This window comes from Paenibacillus sp. A3M_27_13 (assembly GCF_024213315.1).
GTDB classification, from domain to species: Bacteria; Bacillota; Bacilli; order Paenibacillales; family Paenibacillaceae; genus Paenibacillus; species Paenibacillus polymyxa_B.
In genome coordinates, this window is the sequence record NZ_JANAVE010000004.1 from 207,697 (window position 1) to 230,944 (window position 23,248).

Consider the following 23,248-nt stretch of genomic DNA (forward strand, 5'->3'; position numbering starts at 1 on the left):
CTGTCACTCCTAAACTATATGCGGAGGGGTCAAACGCATCATGGACGACTGCCACTGCCCGGACAAAATTGGCGTTTGCCCGTCCAACTGCCGAACCGCAAATAACCCCAAAGCTGTTAGCTTCGGGGGAGAACAGTAGTAGATGATTTGCACAGTTTACTGAGCTTTGTAAGCGAGCTGGTGTCCATCTTCATAACCTTTGGCAAAGCCTGAATTGAAACCCTCGTTGTAAGCTGCATCATATCCCTGCTGAAATGCCTGCGGATCATGCTCCAATACAACAGTCCCGGGCTGTGGATTGTCCGCAGAAGGGGCTGCCGCCGGGTTAGCTTGAGGTTTTTTCCGCCGCCGCAAAAGAGGATGTCTTCTACGTGCAGAATGAAGTCCTCTTTTACGGCGTCTTAGAGCAAGGAGACGTCTTCTTCTCCGTTTTAATCTCCGCATGCTGGAACGCCGGGCATCTTTACGTCTTTTGCGGGCTTTGTCCCGAGTGGCGCGTTCCCACCTTGTACTCATTTTCATTCCTCCTTTGCTTTCTCGTGGTGGTTTCATTTTTCTGAACAGGCACATGGAGCCACGGTTTAGTCGGTTTCCCATATACCTGTCGTCTTAATGGAATACCCGCCAACATTTGCGTGATTTCTCCCTGGTAGTTGCTGAGTATACGAATGGTTTCTTCCAGACGGGTAGCCGACATATCCGCATGGGGCGTCAAGTCCGCAAGACTGGTCAGCATCCGAGCAACGGCGTGCTGGCTGGCAGCAATAGACTCCATCATATCCAGCTTGATCTCACGTTCACGCCTCATGCTCATTAGTTCATATCCCCCGAGCCCATTCCTCCCATCATCCCTTCCATGCCGCCACCCTGCTGCTCATCCTGATCCAGCAATGCTTTGAGATTGCTGCAAAGTCCAGTCTGAAGCCGCGTTAATCCCTCCAGCATTTCCACCATTTGCTCGTGAATCTCCAAAGGTCGTCCCAGCTGTTCTTCATCGGTTTCAAAGGCGTGGGGCGCCAGATGGTTCAGCGCCCAATTACGCACTTTTTCTGCTTCGACCGCCTTGGCCTCCAGAATCATAGACACATTCCGCTGCATTTTGGAGGCTGCGTCCAGCATGTGAATCATTGCTTTTTCCCTACTCATGTGTTCACTCCCTGCCCTCGGTTGTTACGTTACTCCTCTTCCGGGTATGCCGTTTCCTTCACGACACGAACGAGCATTTCAGCCATTGCTTCCTGAAGATCGGCAATACCGTTCAGATAGGCCACAATGCTTTTGTTTACTTGTCCCGAGCTGTCGAGAATGCCCGGAATTCCATCAAAACGCGGCTCCTCATCTGGCAGTTCATGTATGATCTGCGCCATGCGCACAACCACCTGACGTTCCGCATCCAACAACCTTGACATCTGCTGCTGCGAGTGCGAAATGTGGATCAGCAAATCATCTAACTCGTTATGCATAAGCCCCTCCTTTATGTGCTCCGCCGTGCGGAACGCACGAATTACCTACGGGCTTTCCGCTACTACAGCGTATGCCGCAGCGAGTAGTCGGTTCCGCCTAAAAGCGCCTATTCAGATCATTACAGATGCCCGTGCAGCACTGGTGGAGCAATAATAGGCTGCTTCTCCACCAAAGCCGACAAATCTCTGGGAGACAAAAACTGAATTCGGTAGTCCTCTGCCCGCCAGCTCATCGCAGCGTACAGGGTAAGGAACGGCCTTTTCCAGCCGTTACCGATTTGATACAGTTGCCCGCCCTCAGCATACAATACCTCGATCCATCGCTTGCGTTGAGCCGGTATATTCAGTGTGGGCAGCATGGACATGTTCTCCAGATCGGGAGCCGCCAGTACAGGAATGGGTTCCTCTGGCGGCTCAGCTACAGGTGCATCAATGCTGCCGGAAACTGTGGCCTCCGGCTTCCCTACCAAGGGAAGCACCAACAAATCCAGCTGAGACACTCTAACAGGGCGCACATTTTCACCTCCCGCAGCACTGACTCCATGCAGATACCGCCTTCTTCCCGGCTCTAACCGAAATACTGCTCCAGACGGTCCCTGAACAACCGCTCCGATGGGATAAAAGCTTGCCGCTGATACGTGTGTTTCCTTACCTGTTGATATCTGGCCGTCCGTCTCCGCTGTACTGAATTTCAGGTTGTGGAACAGCTTATCCGCGTCCCCCCACTTTTGTACAAAAAAGGATCGGTTCCGGCTGCTTTCCTCCATTGAACCGCTTTTTTCGGTCGTTTGAGGAAAAGCATACACCGTATCCCGATCTCTTTCCTCATAATGGATAAAAGCATCGCCGGCAATTGCCATACGTATCCCCAACAAACGCACACGCAGTAGCCAATCTGCATGGGCTTCCTGAGTACTGTGGCAGCCTTCGTCCCAGTAGCCCGTTTTTTCCAGTGTCTCTCTGCGCAGCAATAAACAAAATCCGGCTAAGCTTTCGGTCTCTCGCCATGCATCCGGGTTAGGCATATTGTAGGTCATGGCAAATTGACGTGCTCCATTTTCGTTCATATAAGGAACCTCAATCTGCTGTTCTTTGAATGGACCATTCGTTACAGGCCCAACAACACCGATACGCGGATCGCTGTATAAACACGCTAACAACCGATCCAACCAGCCGGGGGTCACCATGGAGTTTTGATCCAGTACCACAATAGTTGTGCCTTTTGCCATCATCAGCCCCTGATTCAGGCTACCTATCATTTGAACATCCTTTTTTAACAGCGCATAACGCACAGCGATGCTTTTACGGAGCAAATAGGTGGATGTCCCGTCCGTCGAGCCGCAGTCCACCACAATAATTTCGTGAGGATGGCTCGTATTCTCCTCAATACGGTGAATGCATGCACGGAGCTGTTGAAGCTGATTGCAGGACGGAATGATAATACTGACGCCTTCAAAAACCTTGCCGAACGAAGCCTGGCCCAACCTGTTGCCTTGCTCCTGACCCCTTTTATATCCTGACCAATAGCCTTTCTTTCCGAGCCGCTTGCTGTGTTTCCTTTGCATATTCAGGCGTTTCATGCCGTTCACTCCTCCGGGTGGCATTATGCCTATACTATATGCCTGGCCCGGCCGGATGGTGTTTCATTGAAATTAGGGTAGAAGTCCTTTCATTTTCACTCCAGCTTCCTGGAGGGAATCGAAGGTTCCTGCGTCGCTCCAATAGCGCCGTAAAATATCATATTCCAGCTTGCCTTCAGCGGCATAACAGTTGTTTACATCCGTGATCTCAAGCTCACCGCGTGCCGAAGGTGTAATTTGCCGGATCTTATCGAACACGGCAGTATCGTACATATAGATACCCGTAACGCAATATTTGGATTGGGGATGCTGTGGCTTTTCTTCAATCCGCATAATGCTCTCCGGGCGCTCAGGATCAAATACGGGTACCCCGTAACGACGAGCATCTGCCACCTTTTTCAACAACACTCTGGCGCTCCCCGGGGGCTGTTGCTTGAACCGTTCGATCACAGGTCCCAAGTCTTCCTTGAACAAATTATCACCTAACAAAACAGTGAATTTCTCTTCTGCCTGCATATAGCTTTTTGCCAGTTCGAGTGCTTCCGCAATGCCGCCCGCCTTTTCTTGAATCCGGTATGTCAGTTGGACACCATAATCGCTGCCACTGCCCAAAAAATCGGTATACAGTCCGGCCGATTGTTTACCAATAATAATAAGCATATCGGTGATCCCCGCCTGTCGCAGCCTCTCGATACCATATACGATCATGGGATACTTGCCGACCGGAAGCAGATGCTTGTTGAGTAATGTAGTCAACGGATGAAGGCGCGATCCGGTTCCTCCTGCGAGAATAACCCCTTTCATATCTTCCTTCCTCCTTCGACAGCATGTTCAGTGCATACAACCCCAGCGTTTCCAGTTTCGATGAACATTCTGGGATCTATACTCCATTTCTCTATAAACAAACGATAGTTCCGCTCGATCAGCTCTTCCATCCAGGAAGTTTCCGAGCGTGAGAAGCTCGCATTCCCCTCGTGATAGACAAAACAGTCGTTGCACATGAGCAGCCTGTAGCCATGCACGCGTGCGCGTAGACAATAATCGTCATCCTCATAATGTCCGGGGCTGAACCGTTCATCCAGTAATCCGATCCGTTCCATCAGATCGCGCCGGAACAACAAACAAAATCCGACCAACCGCTTGACCTCCTGCCATCTGGAGGGATTACTTGCATTATTCTGCTCCGCATATCTCAGACAACTGGCCAAATCTCCTTCTAATCCGTGTATCTGCTGAATACCGCTGACGTAATTCGTCACCGGTCCCACCAATCCCACTATGCTTTCGCTCTGCAATGCAGCCAACATATTCGATAGCCATCCCCGCGTAACCGTCACATCATTGTTTAAAATAACGAACTGGTCACCTGAAGCCAGCCGGAGCCCCGTATTACATGCTGCTGGAAAGCCTCTGTTTTCAGGAAGACGTATGCTGATCAGCCGCTCGGATGCGCAAAAATCATCCGTTCCGTCATTTGAGGCGTTGTCCACAACAATGATTTCATACGGTGCATCTATCGTATGTGTCCGAATCGCCTCAATGCACGGCTTTAACAGATGCAGGCCGTTATAAGTCGGAATAATGATGCTCGTCAGACTCATTGTGCATTCCTCCCTTTGGCAACGTCTACCCGTGTTGGAACAGGCCCGAGCGGGGAATACCCGGCTACCTGAAACACCGCCGTCAGTGCCTCTGCATGATCACCGACGATCAACTGTTCCATAGCGTTCCCTTTGCCAACATTGAAGGTCCGCTTACGGTTTGTTTTAATGACATCGACAGCATGTACTGCCGCCACGATCATGCCATGCAGAATTGCCATGGCGTGGGCTTTTGGCGGTACGGCAAGCACGGCTGAGCCAAGCTGATCCAGTAAACGCCGAGATAAGGCATGCGGTACGGCAGTCAATGAGCTTGCTCCCAGATCCGGCCTGCGTAGTACGCGATTCAGGAATGCTTTGCACCGTGTCACGCTGTCCTGCTGGGCATAGGGCGGCAAATGTCTGCCCAGATCATTAAGCGCAACATCCGTTCCCTGATCCACCGCGTGGAGAAAAGGTAACAAATCAGATGCTGGAATCGGCAAATCTCCGTCCACGAACAGCACAATATCAGCCTGCGTCATACGCGCGCCTACTGCACGGCCAACATCATGCCCCAGTCGATCCGGCACGTTGACGAGAGTCACACTGGGATGATGTTTGGCTACGGTGGAGCGCGTGCCGTCCGTGCAGCCGTTCAATACGACAATGATATCCGTAAACGGAAGTTTTTCCAGCTCGCCCAGTACCCGGTCAATCGTTGACTCTTCATTACAGGCGCTGACCACGGCCGCTGCCGTTCCCTGTAACACAATATCTCCCGCAACTTCGCGTTCCACAGGCGGAGTCACTTCGGTCATTCCTTTCGCCCGAGGTGTGGGCTTTCTCACCCTACGGCTATGCATTGAAGTCGTCGTTCCTCGTTTTCGCTGAACACGTCTGATCCCCCAGCTCGGTTCTTCACGCTTCCCTCTGCGATACTGTCTACTCACAGTTTCACCTCGTCTCTGATCCGTTTGCGCCCCAAATCCGTATATCCCGCACGCGTTCCCAGACGCGATGTAAGCCAGGCAATGGCATCCAGATGATCCTGAACAATTACATCTGCCAGCGGGTCCTTGCCGTTCTGTTTTTTACGTGTCGCATTTATTTTACCGACAGCTATTCCATATACAGTCACCACTCGTAACCCGGAGGCGATGGACATAGCTTGAAATAAAGGAGGTTTCTCCAAGGGCTTTAGACCTATTTCCTTTAGAGCCTTTTGACTTATGGCGTGTGGAATGCCAGTCATAGATGCTCCCCCTAAATCAGCACGATTCGACAAGATATTCAATACATGCTTTGCCTCCACTACAGGATGTACGGGCGTACGATTCACAGGTCCATGGTAATCATTCAGCACCACATCCGCCCCTGCACATATGGCGTGTATAAACGGCCGGAGTCTAACGCAGGGAATGACGATATCCCCATCCAGGAAAAGCAGGATCTGTCCGGATGCTGCCTCCGCTCCAATACGACGGCCAACATCATGTCCGAGCGGTTCCGGGAAAGAAAGTACACGAGCTCCCGCCGCTGCTGCCACCTTCGCCGTTCTATCGTGTGATCCGTTCTCAACGACGATAACCTCTGTATGTGGATGGACACGGCGCGCTTCGCGAATCACAGCTCCGATTTTTTTTTGCTCATTCATGGCCGGGATAATGACAGATACGAAAAACTTTCCCACTGATGACAGTTCAGATGGTCGCTCTTCTCCGCTCTGTGCCCCTCTCTCCGTGTCGAGTACCTCCCTCATGGCAGGGGTTACCGGATTCTTATGCATGTTCGGCATTCGTAACGGCAGCCACATCTTGGAATGATAGTAAGCGCCGGAATGCCGCCTCCGTTTGATCTTGTATCCAGCTCTTCCCTGCTTCTTCATGCTCCCGTCTCACCTCCCTTCCTGCTGTATAGATGGACAGCATGATTAGGACAGTTCAACATAACCTATGCGGTCCAAAAGCCGTGTGTAACGGCAATCGTGGAGTCTTTTCGACACAGCAATTTTCGACTTTATTTTACAAAACTTATTAATCCTATTAAATAAATGAGTTATTAGGGTCTAAAGAATCATTTTGGATAAATTTGTGACATAGATCTTCTCGTCCGTCATTCTCTGTGCTAATATCAGAGCCAGATGATGGGAGTTCAAAAAATCAACATTTGTTTTTTTTGCATAAGACAACTTTTTCCATTATCCACCATTATTCTATTTTCTTTATATACGACAGGAAAGGAGGAGTTTGTCACCTTTTTAGGCTACATGCTTCATATTGCAGTACCCTCTTTTCACGTACGCTTCATGAAAAACACTTCGGTATTTCTCTTCATGTTCCATTTTCTTCTATTCCAGACGACAACACGACCTACATAAATGGCGCAATGCCTTATTCAAGACAGGATGATTCATCCTGACATTAATCGAGGAGAGTGAATTTTTAATGAAAAAAGTATGGGTTTCGCTTCTTGGAGGAGCTATGTTATTAGGGTCTGTCGCGTCTGGTGCATCAGCGGAGAGTTCCGTTTCGGGGCCAACTCAGCTTACACCGACCTTTCACGCCGAGCAATGGAAAGCCCCTTCCTCGGTATCGGGGGACGACATTGTATGGAGCTATTTGAATCGGCAAAAGAAATCGTTACTGGGTGCGGACGACTCTAGTGTACGTGAACAATTCCGAATCGTTGATCGCACAAGCGACAAGTCCGGTGTGAGCCATTATCGGCTGAAACAGTATGTAAACGGGATTCCCGTATATGGAGCTGAACAGACTATTCATGTGGGCAAATCTGGTGAGGTCACCTCTTACTTAGGAGCGGTGGTTACTGAGGATCAGCAAGCTGAAGCTACGCAAGGTACAACTCCAAAAATCAGCGCTTCTGAAGCGGTCTACACTGCATATAAAGAAGCAGCTGCACGGATTGAAGCCCTCCCTACCTCCGACGATACGATTTCTAAAGATGTTGAGGAACAAAGCAGTGTAAGCAAAGACACTTACGCCGAAGCAGCTAACAACGAAAAAACGCTATCTACTGATAAGGACGAGCTGAGTCTTGATAAAGCATCTGCCCTGAAAGATAGCAAAATTGAAGCGGTGGAAGCAGAAAAAAGTTCCATTGCCAAAATCGCTAATCTGCAGCCAGAAGTAGATCCTAAAGCCGATCTGTACTTCTATCCTAAAGGGGATGACCTGCAGCTGGTTTATGTAACAGAAGTCAATGTTTTAGAACCTGCCCCACTGCGTACTCGCTACATTATTGATGCCAATGATGGCAGCATCGTATTCCAGTATGACATCATTAATGAAGCGACAGGCACAGGTAAAGGTGTGCTTGGTGATACCAAATCATTCACCACAACTGCTTCCGGAAGTAGCTACCAGTTAAAAGATACAACGCGCGGTAACGGGGTTGTGACCTACACGGCCTCCAACCGTCAAAGCATCCCAGGTACCATTCTGACCGATGCCGATAATGTATGGAATGATCCAGCCGGCGTGGATGCCCATACGTATGCTGCCAAAACATATGATTACTATAAGGCCAAATTTGGACGCAACAGCATTGACGGACGCGGGCTGCAACTCCGTTCGACAGTCCATTACGGTAGCCGTTACAACAACGCCTTCTGGAATGGCTCCCAAATGACTTATGGAGACGGGGACGGTAGCACATTTATCGCATTCAGCGGGGACCCCGATGTGGTAGGTCATGAACTTACGCACGGTGTCACAGAGTATACTTCGAATTTGGAGTATTACGGAGAGTCCGGTGCATTGAATGAGGCTTTCTCGGACGTCATCGGTAATGACATTCAGCGTAAAAATTGGCTTGTAGGCGATGATATTTATACGCCAAACATTGCAGGCGATGCTCTGCGCTCTATGTCCAATCCTACCCTGTACGATCAACCAGATCACTATTCCAACTTGTATACAGGCAGCTCCGATAACGGCGGCGTTCATACGAACAGCGGTATTATCAATAAAGCCTACTATCTGTTAGCACAAGGTGGTACTTTCCATGGCGTAACTGTAAATGGAATTGGCCGCGATGCAGCGGTTCAAATTTACTATAGTGCCTTTACGAACTACCTGACTTCTTCTTCCGACTTCTCCAACGCACGCGCTGCTGTGATCCAAGCAGCAAAAGATCAGTACGGTGCGAACTCAGCAGAAGCAACTGCAGCTGCCAAATCTTTTGACGCTGTAGGCGTAAACTAAATCATATACGCTATAATCCTCATATCCCGTCCATAGACCTTTGCCGTTGTGCAACTGTCACTTGGCCCTGACTCATACAATGGACGAAAAAATAGGGGTGCAGTGTACAAGTCTGCGCCCCTTCCCCCCTTATTTATGGCGTCCCCTCAAAGGGGCGCCCTTTTCTTGTTCATCGGGTCCCTTCGATCATTTTCGACTAAATAAGACAAATAAACAGTAAATCAGGGACTAAAGATTCATTTTGGGGTATTTTGTAAAATTAACCTTCTCGTTCGACAACCTCTGTGCTAATATCAGAGCCAAGACGATGAGATTGCAAAAAAATAAACCTTAATATTTTACATAAGGTAATTTTTTTCAATCCTCTTCACGTTTCAAAGGAGCAACAAGACTTACATATATGACGAATAGCTTCTGCAAACAGGGTGTTTTTCACCCCAACATTAATTAGGGAGAGTGAGTATGAATTGAAAAAAGTATGGGTTTCACTTCTTGGAGGGGCTATGTTATTAGGATCTATAGCGCCGGGGGCCTCCGCAGCTGAAAATTCTGTTCCCGATCCGACTCAGTTTACGCCAACATTCCAAACGGTGAACTGGAAGTCCCCTTCAACGGTAACAGGCGACAATCTGGTCTGGAGCTTTTTAAATCGACAACAAAAAACATTATTGAGTCTGGACAATACCCACATCGGTTCCCATGTGCGCGAGCAATTTCGTATCGTGGATCGTACCAGTGACAAATTTGGTACAAAGCATTATCGGTTAAAACAATACGTAGACGGAATTCCCGTATTTGGAGCCGAACAGACCATCCATGTAAACAAGTCTGGTCAAATCACCTCTTATTTGGGAGCGGTCATTTCAGAAGATCAACAAGCCGATGCTAAAGAAAATACAACTCCAAAAATCAGTGCTACTGAGGCTGTATATACCGCATATGAAGATGCAGCTATACGGGTTCAATCTCTCTCTTCCTCCGTCCAAATCGTTCCTGAACCTTACGAGGATACAAGTAGTGTAAGTAAAGACACTTACGAAAAAGCATCTAACAATGAATTATCAATCTCTCTTGATAAGGACTCCTTGGATTTGGATAAAGCAGCTGAACTGGAGGACAGTAAATTGGAAGCGGTAGAGCCTGCATCCTCTATCCCCAAAATTGCCAATCTGGAACCAAGCGTGGACCCTAAAGCAGAACTGTATATCTATCCCGATGGAGACTCAACACGTCTAGTCTATGTAACCGAAGTTAATACTTTACAACCCACTCTGCTGCGCACACGTTACTTTATTGACGCTAATGATGGAAAAATCGTATTCAAGTATGACATCCTTAACGAAGTGATCGGCACAGGGCGCGGTGTATTCGGTGATACCAAAACATTTGAAACAACAGCTTCGGGCAAGAAGTATCAACTAAAGGATACGACTCGTGGTAAAGGAATCCTAACTTATAACGTCCACAACACCGAGACGCTCCCCGGCACCCTGTATACAGATTCAGATAACGTATGGGAAGATCCGGCTGCGGTGGATGCCCACGCTTACGCTATCCGCACTTACGATTATTACAAGGATAGATTTGGACGCGACAGCATTGACGGGCATGGCATGGCCATCGCTTCGGCAGTCCATTACGGCGCAAAGAACTACAATAATGCCCACTGGGGCGGCACTCATATGCTTTACGGAGACGGAGACGGCACGTTATTTGCCCCTTTCAGCAGCGACCTTGAAATTGTTGCCCATGAGCTGACACACGGTGTGACCGAGCATTCATCAGGGCTCGTGTATTTCGCTGAATCTGGTGCATTAAGTGAAGCCATCTCAGATATTATAGGCAACGACATTGAGCGTACCAATTGGGACTTCGGCAAAGTCGCTTATACCCCTAATATTAAGGGCGACGCCATTCGCTCCCTTTCCGATCCTGTCAAATACGGTCAAGTCGATCACTACAGCAATCTCTATCCTGATCCTAACAACGAGGATTATGGTGGAGCCCATATTAATAGTGGCATTATTAATAAAGCCTACTATCTACTGGCACAAGGAGGCACCTTCCATGGTGTCAAGGTAGATGGAATCGGACGTGATGCAGCCGTATATATTTATTATAATGCCTTCACCAATTATCTGACTTCCACGTCTAACTTCTCCACCGCGCGTGCCGCTGTTATCCAAGCGGCCAAAGATAGTTATGGTGAAAATTCAATAGCCGTAACCTCTGCTATTAAGTCTTTTGACGCTGTAGGTGTGAGATAAGTAATAAATACAAACTTCCCCGATATTACAAGTTTTCCCCCTTCCCTCTTATGTATACGGCGTCCCACTGTGGGACGCCTTTTTCTAGTATGAAGTTGATTATTGGCAACTTATATTCCTGGCTTCTTATTATTGCCCCATCGCAATCCAAAGGACCAACCCTTCACATATCGGACCTGAGTGTATGCGTTCCACAGTAAGTACTGCTGAATACCTCTGACGATGTGTGACGGATACCAGCACTCCCGGTATACTCGCACTGGCAGTGATTACATATTGTGTATCTATAAAAGGCTTCTCAAATACAACGCTCACTTCGCCCCTATCCGCTCGTGCGGGGAGATGAAAAGAAATGCTCCCATATTGAGATGAAGCTATATGATCGTCAGAAGCCTCGTCACTGGTCGCTGATTCGTCGTGAATGGCATTCAAGTCTAATTCTTTCTCCGTATCGAAAGCTGGATCGATATCTTGCTCAGGCAAGACCACGCGTTGCTTTGGGCGGTGTCTTCCTTCCGCAATGTGAATACTGGTTATGGAACAATCCAGTAATGAATCTTGCTCTGCCTGATCTTCCGTCGTAATAGACGGTTTATCGTTATCCATCCTGCCTTCCGTATCTGACTCAGGCACAGACAACAGCAGTACAGATGCTCGATTCATCTGCATCGCTTCCTCTAGCGTTTTGGGAAGCTTATGCTTCTTCCATGCCGCTTCCTCTATAGCTTGAACCGAGGTATCCTTCTCTACGGGAGCAGGGACCGTTGCCGTCCCGCGCTGGCTCAGTCTATGACTGCCGGAAGTCGAAGCCGCTTTCTCCTTGTTAACACGGGGTGAGGGAACTGCATTGGAAAGGTTACGCCGCGCTGTTCTTTTATCCTTAGGGCTATGGTTCGTACGATGGTTCATGATGATCGCTCCTTTGGCACAGGAGTGAACCAGCGGTCGCCCCGCTTCATTCACCCGGCTGGAAATCATGGCTAATGCCTATAAGATAGCCTATGCGCGTAACAGCGCCTACGTCACTCCGTTGCGCAGTCCGTTATGATTTGTGCCCAGCGTTGTGCTGAGTGCTGCCATAAAAATCGTCTTCGTACCTCGTCAAGCCCGGCTTCTCCCATCCGTCGTCGCAAGCCAGGTTGCTGGAGCAGCCTGATGATGGCATCGGCCATTTCCTGCTCACCGTGAGACGGATACACAAGCCAGCCTGTCTCGCCGTGTTGTACAACTTCCGGAATACCGCCGATTCGTGAAGCGACCACAGGCACTCCTGCTGCCATGGCTTCCAGATTGACCAGCCCGAAGGCCTCATCCTTCACTGAAGGAACAACGGTCACATCGGCTAGCTGATATAGCGAGGCCAATGCTGGATGCGGAACATAGTCTAGGAATTGCACATGCTTCCCCAACCTTAGTTTACGCATCTGCCGATGCAACGACGCCGTGTACGGCGTGAGGCGGTCATGCCCGTAATAGGCACTACCTGCAATGAGCAGCAGTATGTCCGGGCAGGCGCGGACGACATGCCGCAGGGCCTTGAGCAGTCGGTGAACGCCCTTTCCTGGCATCAGTCTGCCCGCGAATAACACGATTTGACGGCCTGACCAGCCGAAATCGTCCAATCGCGCCGATCTGGCCGCTTCTGCTGCAGGAGTCCACCTTGGTAGGAAATCACCGGGATGGATACCCAGCTTGTTTATGACGATGCGTTCCCTGACCGCGTCGGGACAGTCAGAAGCTACGATTGCCCCCAAATACGCACTGTTCACGATAATGCGATCCATCGATGCCAGCAGCCTACCCATCTCCTCCCGTTTGAGGTGGGGCTCCCGGATGAACGTGGTCGAATGCAAAGTCAGCACAACCCGACTATCGGGTAAAGCCTCGCGAATTGCATACGCAACTGCCGGACGGTTGTGTACATCTACTACCGCTGGTAACCATCTCTTTAAATCAGCAATCACCTCAGAAATATAACCTGCTCCCCGCTTATAACGCATGCAGGGAATTCCGTCGACATCGCCATGATCAGGTGCCTCTGCTCCCTTTATGCCATAGATCTGCGCTTGGAGCTCATGACTAGCCAGCGGTACCATGTGGGCAATTACCCGCTCCACAGAACTGCTGCGGGGCGAAGGTATAACAAAGGAGCCCGGTGTAACGACTGCTACCTTCGGCCTCTGCATCACCTCACCTACTTTCTGACCCTATTCCAACACTCTTCAACAATCATCTTGTATCATATCGTCCGCCTCCCTGAAAGGTGCCTCGCTTCTAACTTTGGGCTTACCGCAAGGCTAGCGTCCATGCCTGGCCGATCTTTGATACATATGATGGACTAGAATCACAGTATGATCAGTTGGAGTGACTACAAGGAGGGCGGACATACTCATGTTGCATGTCGGCGTCATGCTCAACCCGGCAACCTACCGGGGCATTCCCGCCATGAGGACGCGATATGAATCTATCGCCAATTACGAGGACGCCGGGTTAAGCTACGAGCTCATCCCCTGCTTTCTTCGTCTGGAGGATATTCATATAGCGACCGGAACATGCCGGGCTTTTGTTAAACACGGCAACGAGTATCGGCAGATGACTCTTCCGTTGCCGCCGGTCATCCACAATCGGACTCTCTATCGGCAAAATGAAAATGCTAGCGATATCAACAAGCTTGTACAAAAGGGATTCTATATTTTTAATGAACAAAACCGTTTCCACAAAGACCATATACATGCAATTCTGCAAGAAGACCCTTTGCTACGCATCCACCTCCCCAAAACATTGCAAGGCAACCTTTCCTCCATCCATACCTTGATGGAGGAAACCGGAGATGTTGTAATTAAACCCAGTAGCGGTAGCGTAGGTAGAGGAATTATGCGTCTGCGGCATTCCCGCGGAGGCTGGACTTTGCAATGTGCTCATCCGGCTATACCTGAGCGTTGGTCCACACTACGTTTGAATGTTGGGGAACTCCCATTATTTCTACACAAACGACTGCTGCATGTGCCTCATATCGTACAGGAAACCATACCGCTTGCTTTGAACAATAATCGTCCGTTTGATGTCCGTGTGTCAGTTCAGCGCGGATATGGCGGTATCTGGGGTGTGACAGGCATGTATGCTAAAATTGCTCCTTCCCACACCTTCGTTTCCAATGTTGCACAGGGCGGTACGGCCCGTTCTTTACTGGAGGTATTATCACAAACCGAGACGGTTCAGACTTCGAACGCAGTCCGGCTGATGAATGAATTGGAGCGACTCTCGTTACAAATCGTGCACCGACTGGCACAAACCCTTCCCCGTCTCGCCGACGTCGGTCTGGATCTGGGAATTACCCATGAGGGCAAGATTGTTTTTATCGAATGCAACGGTCGTGATCAGCGCTATGGCTTCAGCCAGGCGGGCATGCACAATGTCTGGAAAGAAACATACACTCAGCCGATGGCTTACGCTCGTTGGCTTCTCGAACGGATGCCTTCGTCAGACACCGAACGTTCACCAGGCCGTCCACTGTATTGATTTACGTCACATTCTGTGTCAATATAGTTCAGAGCGGCCGGACAGGTTCCGGCCAAGACGGCTCGGAAATGAACAAGGGGGATCTGTAATGGCAAAACAGTGGCTGCGGCTCATGACGGAGCTATCATCGCGCAAGTGGGTGTGCCGGATTGTAGGCTCCTTCGCGCAAAGCGGTGCAAGCCGACTTTTTATCCCCACCTTTATACGTACGTACCAGATCCAGACGCATGAGGCGGAACAGGAATGGAAGGAATACCGTTCCCTAAACGCCTATTTTACACGCAAATTAAAAGCGGGCATGCGCCCGATTGATACGAACGCCGAGGTGATGACCAGTCCGGTGGATGCACGGATTACTTTCACTGGCCCAATTACGTCCGGCACTCTTTTGGATGTCAAAGGGCAGGACTATACGCTGGAAGAGCTTCTTAACCGCTCTCCGCGTCTTGAAAAATACACACACGGCTATGCTTTTGTACTCTATCTCAGCCCGACGGATTATCATCGCATTCATGCACCAGTATCCGGTACGCTGGTAGAAAAAGAACATCTGCGCGGCAAGGTATACCCAGTGAATGACTTCGGCTTGCAACATATGCGAGCAGTTCTTAGCCGCAATGAACGACAGATTACGTACATTGCCCATGAATATGGTGAGGTGGCGGTCGTCAAGGTTGGCGCAATGAATGTGAGTAGCATCAAATATACGGATGATAAAGCCGTCTCATGGACAAAAGGAGACGATCTCGCCTATTTCGAATTTGGATCAACTGTCGTTTTGCTAACTGAAAACGGCACGTTTGATCCAGACCCCGCATTGAAGCCGGGGGATGCGGTGAAAATGGGACAACGTCTGGGTTGCTTTCGACATGATCCCAAAGCATAAGTGAATTTACCGTAACCGTATTATAGCTACACATATGAGCATCGGGATCGGATGATGCTAAATTGCTCATAAAAAAAGGACCCGGCGTAACTGCTCGGGTCCTTTTTGGAATTTATCCTTTATATTCGTTATTCGTTAATCCCATTACGCCTAAATCCGAAACAGCTTGTCCACCGTCCATAGCATTACCGGATCTCAGACGGACTTTTCCCCGTATACTGCTTGAATTGGCGGCTGAAAAAAAAGATGTCACGATACCCCAGAGCCTCTGCCACCTCGGTCACATTCATTCCGGCATGTAGTAATAGATGCTGTGCACGCTCAATCCGCATGCTGATAATATGAGATTGCGCGGACACACCCAGCAGCTCCTTGAATTTAATCGAAAAATAACGCGGTGACAGCCCCGCCCGTGCAGCCAAATCCTCGACGCGATGAGGAAGTCCCGGATGCTGACGCACATAGTTGGCCGTTTCCCGAATGACCTCGGTGAGCTGGTTACTGGCCTGTTGCTCCTGAGGCTCCTTGCGGTCCGCACGCAGCAGATGAATCATCAGTTGTTTCAGGATTAGCTTGCCTTCCTCGTCAGCTCCGTAAGCACGCTCCAGACGTAGTCGAACGTATCTGGCAAGCATATGCTCTACCTCGAACGTTTCCTCCAGCATACGGTAGCTTGCAGGGATAAGCTTTGGCTGTTCGATAAGATCAAAATGAATATAGGTAAGTATGAGCGGCTTTTGCGGGTTATGTGTGGCACGGGTATCATCCCCCGGCTTGAACAGGAAGCAACTCCCCTTGCTTACCGGATACGACGTCCCGTTTAAGATCACTGTTCCTTCTCCGCTCCATACATAAAATAAATCATAGTTTGGCATCGGCTTCTCGCGTACCTGCCACTTCCAGCCCGGCTCGCACACAATTTTGGCGAAAGCCGACAACAGGATAAACGATGACGCAGATGTATCCAGCAAAATCTGCACCTCCTCTTGTTCATCTTTGGTTGTCCTTTATCCCGTTAATTTATAATATAAGCTCAGCGCCGTCATTAAGCAAAAAAATGCGCTTTTATGTTCCAGATGCTTTTGCGTGACGCTTACCGTGTGTAATGCTATAATATGTAATCAAAATGACTTGGAAGGATGAAACGGGAATGAATCCACTGGCAGCGCAGTTAAACCAAAACATTCAGACAGGCAACGAGCATGTATATCAAATGCTTTCTCTTTTAGGGAAAGAAATTTATTTCCCAAAAGAAGGGATTTTGAGTCAATCCGCAGAAGCAGGGAAGCTTGCTAAAAAGTACAACGCCACGATTGGCATTGCTACTGAAGGCAATGGTCCTATGCATTTGGAGGTCATTCAGGAGAAGTTGTCCGCTTACAATCCCAAGGATTTATACCCTTACGCTCCCCCTGCGGGCAAACCTGAACTTCGTAGTGTATGGCGTGACAAAATGCTGAAGGAAAACCCTTCATTGGCTGGAAAAAGTTACGGCCAACCCGTAGTTACGAACGCGCTGACCCACGGTTTGAGCATCGTTGCCGACCTGTTCACGGATGAAGGGGATGCTGTCATTTACCCAGACAAAAACTGGGAAAACTATGAGCTGACTTTCGGTATTCGCCGTCATGGACGTTTGGTGAATTTCCCGTTGTTCACAGAGGATCAACGTTTTAATAGTGAAGGATTACGCGACGCGCTACTGGCACAGAAAGAATACGGCAAAGCGATCGTTGTGCTGAACTTCCCGAATAACCCAACAGGCTACACACCGGGAGTGGAAGAGGGTAAAGCAATTGTTGCTGCCATCCAGGAAGCCGCGGAAGCGGGCATCAATGTCGTAGTTGTGACGGATGACGCTTATTTTGGTCTGTTCTTCGAGGACTCCCTGCATGAATCACTATTCGGTCAGTTAGCTGGACTTCATCCGAGAATTCTACCAGTCAAAATTGACGGAGCTACCAAGGAAGAATTCGTTTGGGGCTTCCGTGTCGGATTTATTACCTTTGCTTCGGAACATCAGGATGTACTGAGCGCACTGGAACAAAAAACATTAGGGATTATTCGGGCAACGATTTCGAGCGGTCCTCACCCATCTCAAACCTTCGTCCTGGATGCCCTCAAGTCAACGGACTTTGAACAACAGAAGAAAGAAAAGTTCCAGATTATGAAGGGACGGGCTAACAAAGTCAAAGCGTTGCTCGATAGTGGAAAATACGGAGATGTATGGAGCTACTATCCTTTCAATTCGGGTTATTTTATGTGTCTCAAGCTGAACGGCTTGTCCGCTGAACGACTGCGCACACATTTGCTGGAACAATATGGGGTAGGAACAATTGCGCTGGGTGAATATGACCTCCGAATCGCATTCTCATGTATCGAGGAAGAGTATCTGGAAGACCTGTATGACATTGTTTACCGTGGCGCACAAGATTTGTTGAACACCTAATATGTAACAGATTAAATATAGCATCATTAGCGGTATGCCAGATGTTGCGCATACCGCTTTTTAATGGGCTGAACCATTGTGAATGACACTTCGAAACAAACTATCCTTCAGCAGCGAGCAAAGATTTCTGTGCGAGTGGCAGCAGGATGACTACCTCAGTTCCGACTCCGGGCTCACTCTCATAGTGTATACTTCCGTTCATGGCTTCAATGATTCGAAAGGAGACGACCGTTCCCAGTCCTGTTCCTACCTCTTTGGTTGAAAAAAACAAAGTCCCCACTCGCTCCAGGTGCTCCTGACTCATGCCTTTTCCCGTATCCCTAATATGCAGACATGCCTTCTCTTCCTGAATCGCCAGCTTTATGTATACCCTGCCTCCATCATCCGCAGCTTCGATCGCATTTTTCGTCACATGTATTAACGCCTGTAACAGCTGATTACGATCCATATGTACGTATATTTCATTCCTTAGCTCAGTATACAGTCTTACGCCTTGCTTGGTCGCCATCGGTTTCAAAAGCAAAACAATCTGTTGAACCATGCCAGACAGATCCATCAGCTCTGTGTTCCCAATCTGCGGTCTGGATAAGTTCAGATAGTCGCTAATAATTCTTTCAGCCCGATCGACCTCTGCTAGTGCCAAAGCAATATATCTGCGATTTTTCCCTTCTAGCCCTGACTGAACCATTTGCAGGAACCCTTTAACCACGGTCAACGGATTCCTTACTTCATGAGCCATAGAGGCAGCCAGTTCACCTAAGGTATTCAGATGCTCAGCATATTTAATCTTTCTTCTCATTTCTTCCCGTTCCAAACTAAACTCCATCCAGAAAGAGGAGGCTCCAATGCTTAGGAATTGAATCACACCGAACCAGAGTATTGCCCGGATCAGCTCGACCTCATCCTTATCCAGCCTGCCATTGGCCCAGGAATGTATTAACAAAAATATAAGCATGGCAATATTGGTCCATATACTCATTAGCATATTCATGCCCACCCGAAGCAACATACTATTGAGCTGCATAAACTTTTTTCTTACCAAGAGAGGGCCCAAATAACACAACATCATGCTGGGAAAGCTCACCACCATAGACTCAGGATCTATATACATACGAGCCATCACTATCAGCGTTATATTCAGAAGCCCTGCCTTAGGACCAAAATATAAAACAGAGAGGATCAAAGGAACATATCGGAGATCCCAATATAATCCATACCAAATGTACGAAAACATAAGGCAAAGCACAGAAGACACACCCAACACCCCTCCCATAAGCAACGGGGTATGTTTCCTATGCCGATGATCTGACAAAGCGCTATATACTAATAACGGTACAAACACAAGAAATATGTTCACGAGCAGCTTATCTACCAGCATCTCGTCTTTCCCACTTTCCAAGTGATAATGACTACGTACTTCTTCTATTCTCGATAATACGTGCCTTTTCCTCTATCCTCCCCTACATCTGATGAAAAATATAAGGCGATTCGGCAACACACCTGAGCATTGGCCCACGCAATCTGAAAATCCACTTCATAAGATACGATGTATCCTTTATCACAATGACCGAGAGGAGAATGAGCATGGGAGCAGAAGAAACAAGAGGCGGTTACGGTGGTTACGGCGCATTTACAAGCACAGGAACAATTCTGGTACTGTTCATTTTATTAGTTATCATCAGCAAAACGATCTTCATATAAGCAGACGATTATCTGCACCCACAGCTACGATAGCAGTGAGCATACAAAAAAAGGCTAATTCGCAGACAGCTCTTGCTGCTTGCGAATTAGCCTTTACTTTATTCACATAGATACACATTACACTTCTTCTTCATCCTGACCGTCCAAACGCCATTTTTTGGCTTGAGCGCCTCGTAACAGGAACACTACTGCAACTCCCCCAAGCAGCGTGAGCAGTGTAGACAGTAGATCTTCCTTTCCTTTTGCCAGAAAAGGAAGCCACAGAACCACAGCAGCCGGCAACGTCAACCGAACAACAAAGTCGAGAAAAGACGCACGACGACTATGCGCAGGAATCGGATATAACTGAAGCCATAACGAATCCTTGTGATACTGCCTTAGTGAAGTGACCTGTACACCAATGAGGAATATGAAAAATAAATATACTGCAATCCCAATCCAGCTAGCATGGGTGATATATATAATTAACAACCCCAGAATTCCAAGCCGAATGACAATACCTGCTGGCTCTGTACGCAGGAACGTCTTAAACAGCAGGTAACGATACGCTCCCCTTCTGTTCCAAGGTATGTTACCTCCCAACCAGGACAGCCAACGACGTGGCGTCACTCTCTGCGTAAGGGCGGGCACATCGACAAACCAGCCCAAAGTGCGCATCACCCGAGCAGCCTGCATACCCTCTGTACGAATCAGCTTTTCCCAAGCCACTAGCAGCTTGACCGGAAAACGCAGAACAAGCACGTACACCACACCGACCAATATGATAAATGGCACGCTGTGTAGTGGAGGCTGCCATAGCCATGCGGCTACCATCAGCACAGCCAACACCCACCGAAGCAGACGATAGCCTACACTCCCGCCAATCGATACCATGCGAAGCTCTTGCCAGCCGCCGTAGCTGAATAGCAGCTTTAACAGCACGAACAGTAGCAGGGTCAGTAGCAGCGGCTTAGGCGCGGTATCACTGCGAATATACAGCGGCCACACGATAATAGACAGCAATAGCAAACCGAATATTTTATACACCACACCCCGAATCCGGCTGGCCTTAAAATAATCGTGCATCGCGTGCTCCTGTGGACGGAGGAAAACAATATCCGCCGCGTTTAAATACGTACGAAAGCTCGCATGAGCAATCGGAATAGCCACAATAAGCATGATCCAGCGGATGGGCAAATCCGGTGGAGTATGCATCAGCAGCGACGTGTACCATGCGGCAAAGGCAATCAGTGCAAAGCCGAAGACCACCGCCAGACCGCTCTGAATGACATAGCCCAGATAGGGCAGCACCTGTCCCCAGAACGCTACACGTCTTTCTTTATGCAAACGTTGCAAATCCATGCTCATTCCCTGCCCTGTACCAGCTCATAAAATGCATCTTCCAGCGGCATGCCCGGCTTACCCGCCTGTGCTGTCACTTCGTCCAGCGTACCCTGTGCAATGATGGCACCCTGATGAAGTACAATGAAACGATCGCAATAATTTTCAATCGTGGACAAAATATGAGAACTGAGCAGAATGGACGAACCCGAACGCTTCATCTCTAACATAAAGTCAAGCAGGGAACGAATACCAAGCGGGTCCAAACCCAAAAAAGGCTCATCTATGACATACAACGGCGGTCCCGCTAAAAATGCGCACATAATCATCACTTTCTGGCGCATCCCTTTAGACAGATGCATCGACATACTTCCACTTTTATCCCGCATACGGAACAAGTCCAGCATTTGATCACTGCGTGTGCGGAAATCTGCTTCGCTAACTCCGTACGCTCTGGCCGTGAATTCCATATGCTCCATCACCGTCATTTCAGGATACAGCTCTGGAGATTCAGGTACAAAAGCAATGGCTCCCTGATACTCCTCGGGATTTTCATCCTGCTTATGACCCTGCACACGAATTTCTCCGGCCTGCGGTGTCATCAGGCCCAAAATATGCTTCATGGTCGTACTTTTCCCGGCCCCGTTCAGACCGATCAATCCTACCATTTCGCCCGGTTTCACATCCAGCGAAATCTGATGCAGCACCGGGCGCTTGGCGCTATATCCGCCGGTCAGTCCGTTAATTTGCAACACAGGCTGTTGTTCCATGGCTCCCCCTCTTCTCCCTTACTCGTTCGGTTTTGATCCTTTTTCCTTCAGCCATCTTGGTGCACCCTTGTTTTTGCGATCACGCTCACGCTGTGCTTTTCCTGCTTTGGACAAGGCTGCTCCTTTGCTCTTGCCTGGAGCTGAACCGTTCGCGGAATTCCTGCCAGGACGTCCGTTTTCGGTACGAACAGGTGCCTTACGGTTTTCCGTCTGTGCACCGTCAGATATGGATCTGGCCTCGGATGGTCTTACAGATGCACGCTTAGCATCCGCCGGACGCGGCACAACTACTCGACCTCCGTGCAACGCACGCTCTGCGATGTCAATGCCCAGTTCACGGGAGAACTTACGCATGATGAACGTTTCACGGTCGGTGACAACCGACGCCACCAATCCTTTGCGTCCCATCCGTCCTGTCCGTCCTGCACGGTGAACATAAGCTTGACTATCCGTAGCCGGGTCAAAATGAATGACCATTTCAAGGCCCTCAATATCTAGACCACGGGCTGCCACATCCGAAGCGACCAGCACTTTGAGCTTGTCCTCGCGGAATCGGGCCAACACGTTGCTACGCGTGACTTTATCCGCATCTCCATACAAGGATGCCGTAGTCAGCCCCATATGCTTGAGCTTGGCTTCAATCTCCCCGATGGCATTGGTTGTATTCACGAACACCAGCGCTTTTCTTGGATTAAAATGACGCACCAGACGGCGCAGCATATCCACTTTATCCCGTTCTTCAGATACAAAGTAATAGTGTTCCAGTCCACTGGCCGTCTTCTGGTCGGGATCAATCCCAATTTCTACATATTCACGCATCTCTCGTTTCGCCAGCGACTGAATCTCATCGTTCAGCGTTGCGGACAGGAATACCAATTGACGATCACGTTGGGCGGTGCCCAATATGTTTGTTACATCGCCTGCTCCGCCGAGCTGGAACATCTGATCCACCTCATCAATAACAATGGCTGTAATATTGTGCATTTTCAACTTTTTCGAAGCGATGAGTTCCCGTACACGTCCTGGTGTGCCCACGACAAGCTGTGGATGATCCTTGAGCTTTTCGATTTGACGTTTGATAGCCGCCCCACCAATCAGACCGAGTACACGGATTCCGCGATGCTCTCCGTAGCGCTGACCCTCACGTACAATTTGCATGGCCAGTTCCTGGCTTGGAGCTAGTATCAGCTTTTGTGTAGCCTTTTTCTGTGGATCAATCGCTTGCAACAGCGGCAACAAATAAGCCAGTGTCTTGCCTGTGCCAGTTTGTGAACGCGCCAAAACATGCTTTCCCTTCATTATTTCCGGTATAGCCTCTGCCTGAACTGGCGAAGGCTGTGTAATTTCATGCTCAGTCAGTTTGTCCAACAGATCTTGTTCAACGCCGAGCGATTCAAAATTCAATGTCATGAAAAGGTCCAACCCCTATACGTAAATTCGTTACTCTCCATTATATGCGAAAATAGCCCTGTTACCAAATCACAAAA

22 protein-coding genes are annotated in these 23,248 nt (G+C 49.0%); 6 read left to right on the forward strand and 16 right to left on the reverse strand.

Going from position 1 to position 23,248, the window contains the following annotated elements; genetic code table 11:
• Positions 1 to 156 precede the first annotated feature (156 nt).
• From NLX82_RS17210 to NLX82_RS17250, 9 genes are all read right to left on the reverse strand, one after another.
• Positions 157 to 516 carry a FliH/SctL family protein gene (locus tag NLX82_RS17210; RefSeq protein WP_028541471.1) on the reverse strand — a complete coding sequence of 120 codons (360 nt, stop codon included), beginning with the start codon at positions 514 to 516 and terminating at the stop codon, positions 157 to 159.
• Positions 464 to 814 (reverse strand): hypothetical protein, encoded by a 351-nt coding sequence (locus NLX82_RS17215; protein WP_013311763.1) that lies wholly within the window; start codon positions 812 to 814, stop codon positions 464 to 466. The genes NLX82_RS17210 and NLX82_RS17215 overlap by 53 nt, the downstream gene beginning before the upstream one ends.
• Positions 814 to 1,146 carry an alpha-helical endospore appendage domain-containing protein gene (locus NLX82_RS17220; protein ID WP_069080653.1) on the reverse strand — a complete coding sequence of 111 codons (333 nt, stop codon included), beginning with the start codon at positions 1,144 to 1,146 and terminating at the stop codon, positions 814 to 816. Before NLX82_RS17220 ends, NLX82_RS17215 begins: the two co-directional genes overlap by 1 nt.
• Positions 1,147 to 1,175: 29 nt before the next feature.
• Positions 1,176 to 1,463 (reverse strand): hypothetical protein, encoded by a 288-nt coding sequence (locus tag NLX82_RS17225; protein WP_013311765.1) that lies wholly within the window; start codon positions 1,461 to 1,463, stop codon positions 1,176 to 1,178.
• Positions 1,464 to 1,582: 119 nt separating this feature from the next.
• Positions 1,583 to 3,043 carry a glycosyltransferase family 2 protein gene (locus NLX82_RS17230; protein WP_071558310.1) on the reverse strand — a complete coding sequence of 487 codons (1,461 nt, stop codon included), beginning with the start codon at positions 3,041 to 3,043 and terminating at the stop codon, positions 1,583 to 1,585.
• 72 nt (positions 3,044 to 3,115) lie between these two features.
• Positions 3,116 to 3,847, reverse strand: coding sequence for a sugar phosphate nucleotidyltransferase (locus NLX82_RS17235; protein WP_254348682.1), 732 nt, complete (start codon positions 3,845 to 3,847; stop codon positions 3,116 to 3,118).
• Positions 3,844 to 4,644: a glycosyltransferase family 2 protein gene (locus NLX82_RS17240; RefSeq protein WP_254348683.1), complete on the reverse strand. Its 801-nt coding sequence runs from the start codon at positions 4,642 to 4,644 to the stop codon at positions 3,844 to 3,846. Before NLX82_RS17240 ends, NLX82_RS17235 begins: the two co-directional genes overlap by 4 nt.
• On the reverse strand, positions 4,641 to 5,576 hold the full coding sequence (locus NLX82_RS17245; RefSeq protein WP_254348684.1) for a glycosyltransferase family 2 protein: 936 nt from the start codon (positions 5,574 to 5,576) through the stop codon (positions 4,641 to 4,643). Before NLX82_RS17245 ends, NLX82_RS17240 begins: the two co-directional genes overlap by 4 nt.
• Positions 5,573 to 6,511 (reverse strand): glycosyltransferase family 2 protein, encoded by a 939-nt coding sequence (locus tag NLX82_RS17250; protein WP_023990116.1) that lies wholly within the window; start codon positions 6,509 to 6,511, stop codon positions 5,573 to 5,575. Before NLX82_RS17250 ends, NLX82_RS17245 begins: the two co-directional genes overlap by 4 nt.
• 559 nt (positions 6,512 to 7,070) lie before the next feature.
• On the opposite strand from NLX82_RS17250, the gene NLX82_RS17255 reads away from it, so the two are divergent.
• Both NLX82_RS17255 and NLX82_RS17260 read left to right on the forward strand, forming a co-directional pair.
• Positions 7,071 to 8,849: a M4 family metallopeptidase gene (locus NLX82_RS17255; RefSeq protein ID WP_023990117.1), complete on the forward strand. Its 1,779-nt coding sequence runs from the start codon at positions 7,071 to 7,073 to the stop codon at positions 8,847 to 8,849.
• A gap of 467 nt (positions 8,850 to 9,316) precedes the next feature.
• Positions 9,317 to 11,116: a M4 family metallopeptidase gene (locus NLX82_RS17260; protein WP_028541467.1), complete on the forward strand. Its 1,800-nt coding sequence runs from the start codon at positions 9,317 to 9,319 to the stop codon at positions 11,114 to 11,116.
• A gap of 129 nt (positions 11,117 to 11,245) precedes the next feature.
• On the opposite strand, the gene NLX82_RS17265 is transcribed toward NLX82_RS17260, so the two are convergent.
• Together NLX82_RS17265 and NLX82_RS17270 are read right to left on the reverse strand one after the other, a co-directional pair.
• Entirely contained in the window at positions 11,246 to 12,025 is a 780-nt protein-coding gene (locus NLX82_RS17265) for a WIAG-tail domain (protein ID WP_254348685.1), read from the reverse strand.
• A 113-nt stretch (positions 12,026 to 12,138) separates the two neighbouring features.
• Entirely contained in the window at positions 12,139 to 13,302 is a 1,164-nt protein-coding gene (locus NLX82_RS17270; RefSeq protein ID WP_053326033.1) for a glycosyltransferase family 4 protein, read from the reverse strand.
• Positions 13,303 to 13,507: 205 nt separating this feature from the next.
• On the opposite strand from NLX82_RS17270, the gene NLX82_RS17275 reads away from it, so the two are divergent.
• Positions 13,508 to 14,635 carry a YheC/YheD family endospore coat-associated protein gene (locus tag NLX82_RS17275; protein WP_023990121.1) on the forward strand — a complete coding sequence of 376 codons (1,128 nt, stop codon included), beginning with the start codon at positions 13,508 to 13,510 and terminating at the stop codon, positions 14,633 to 14,635.
• Positions 14,636 to 14,723: 88 nt separating this feature from the next.
• Entirely contained in the window at positions 14,724 to 15,521 is a 798-nt protein-coding gene (asd, locus tag NLX82_RS17280; protein WP_028541464.1) for an archaetidylserine decarboxylase, read from the forward strand.
• A 185-nt stretch (positions 15,522 to 15,706) separates the two neighbouring features.
• On the opposite strand, the gene NLX82_RS17285 is transcribed toward asd, so the two are convergent.
• The gene (locus NLX82_RS17285) at positions 15,707 to 16,492 is read right to left on the reverse strand and encodes a helix-turn-helix domain-containing protein (RefSeq protein ID WP_023990123.1); all 786 of its coding nucleotides are present in this window, start codon (positions 16,490 to 16,492) and stop codon (positions 15,707 to 15,709) included.
• Between the two features lie 179 nt (positions 16,493 to 16,671).
• Here NLX82_RS17285 and NLX82_RS17290 point away from each other — a divergent pair, with 179 nt between their 5' ends.
• Positions 16,672 to 17,970 (forward strand): aminotransferase class I/II-fold pyridoxal phosphate-dependent enzyme, encoded by a 1,299-nt coding sequence (locus tag NLX82_RS17290; RefSeq protein ID WP_076159690.1) that lies wholly within the window; start codon positions 16,672 to 16,674, stop codon positions 17,968 to 17,970.
• 100 nt (positions 17,971 to 18,070) lie between these two features.
• Here the strand turns inward: NLX82_RS17290 and NLX82_RS17295 are convergent, their stop codons facing one another.
• The gene (locus NLX82_RS17295) at positions 18,071 to 19,348 is read right to left on the reverse strand and encodes a sensor histidine kinase (protein WP_028541463.1); all 1,278 of its coding nucleotides are present in this window, start codon (positions 19,346 to 19,348) and stop codon (positions 18,071 to 18,073) included.
• Positions 19,349 to 19,554: 206 nt separating this feature from the next.
• Between NLX82_RS17295 and NLX82_RS17305 the strand changes: the two genes are divergently transcribed.
• A complete protein-coding gene (locus NLX82_RS17305) occupies positions 19,555 to 19,671 on the forward strand; it encodes a hypothetical protein (RefSeq protein ID WP_023990126.1) in 117 nt (38 codons plus the stop codon).
• 117 nt (positions 19,672 to 19,788) lie between these two features.
• Here NLX82_RS17305 and NLX82_RS17310 read toward each other — a convergent pair whose 3' ends face one another.
• From NLX82_RS17310 to NLX82_RS17320, 3 genes are read right to left on the reverse strand one after another with little or no spacing between them, the layout of a single operon-like run.
• On the reverse strand, positions 19,789 to 21,012 hold the full coding sequence (locus tag NLX82_RS17310; RefSeq protein WP_028541462.1) for an ABC transporter permease: 1,224 nt from the start codon (positions 21,010 to 21,012) through the stop codon (positions 19,789 to 19,791).
• Positions 21,013 to 21,014: 2 nt separating this feature from the next.
• Entirely contained in the window at positions 21,015 to 21,761 is a 747-nt protein-coding gene (locus NLX82_RS17315; RefSeq protein WP_013311782.1) for an ABC transporter ATP-binding protein, read from the reverse strand.
• An 18-nt stretch (positions 21,762 to 21,779) separates the two neighbouring features.
• A complete protein-coding gene (locus tag NLX82_RS17320) occupies positions 21,780 to 23,171 on the reverse strand; it encodes a DEAD/DEAH box helicase (RefSeq protein ID WP_028541461.1) in 1,392 nt (463 codons plus the stop codon).
• Positions 23,172 to 23,248: the final 77 nt, after the last annotated feature.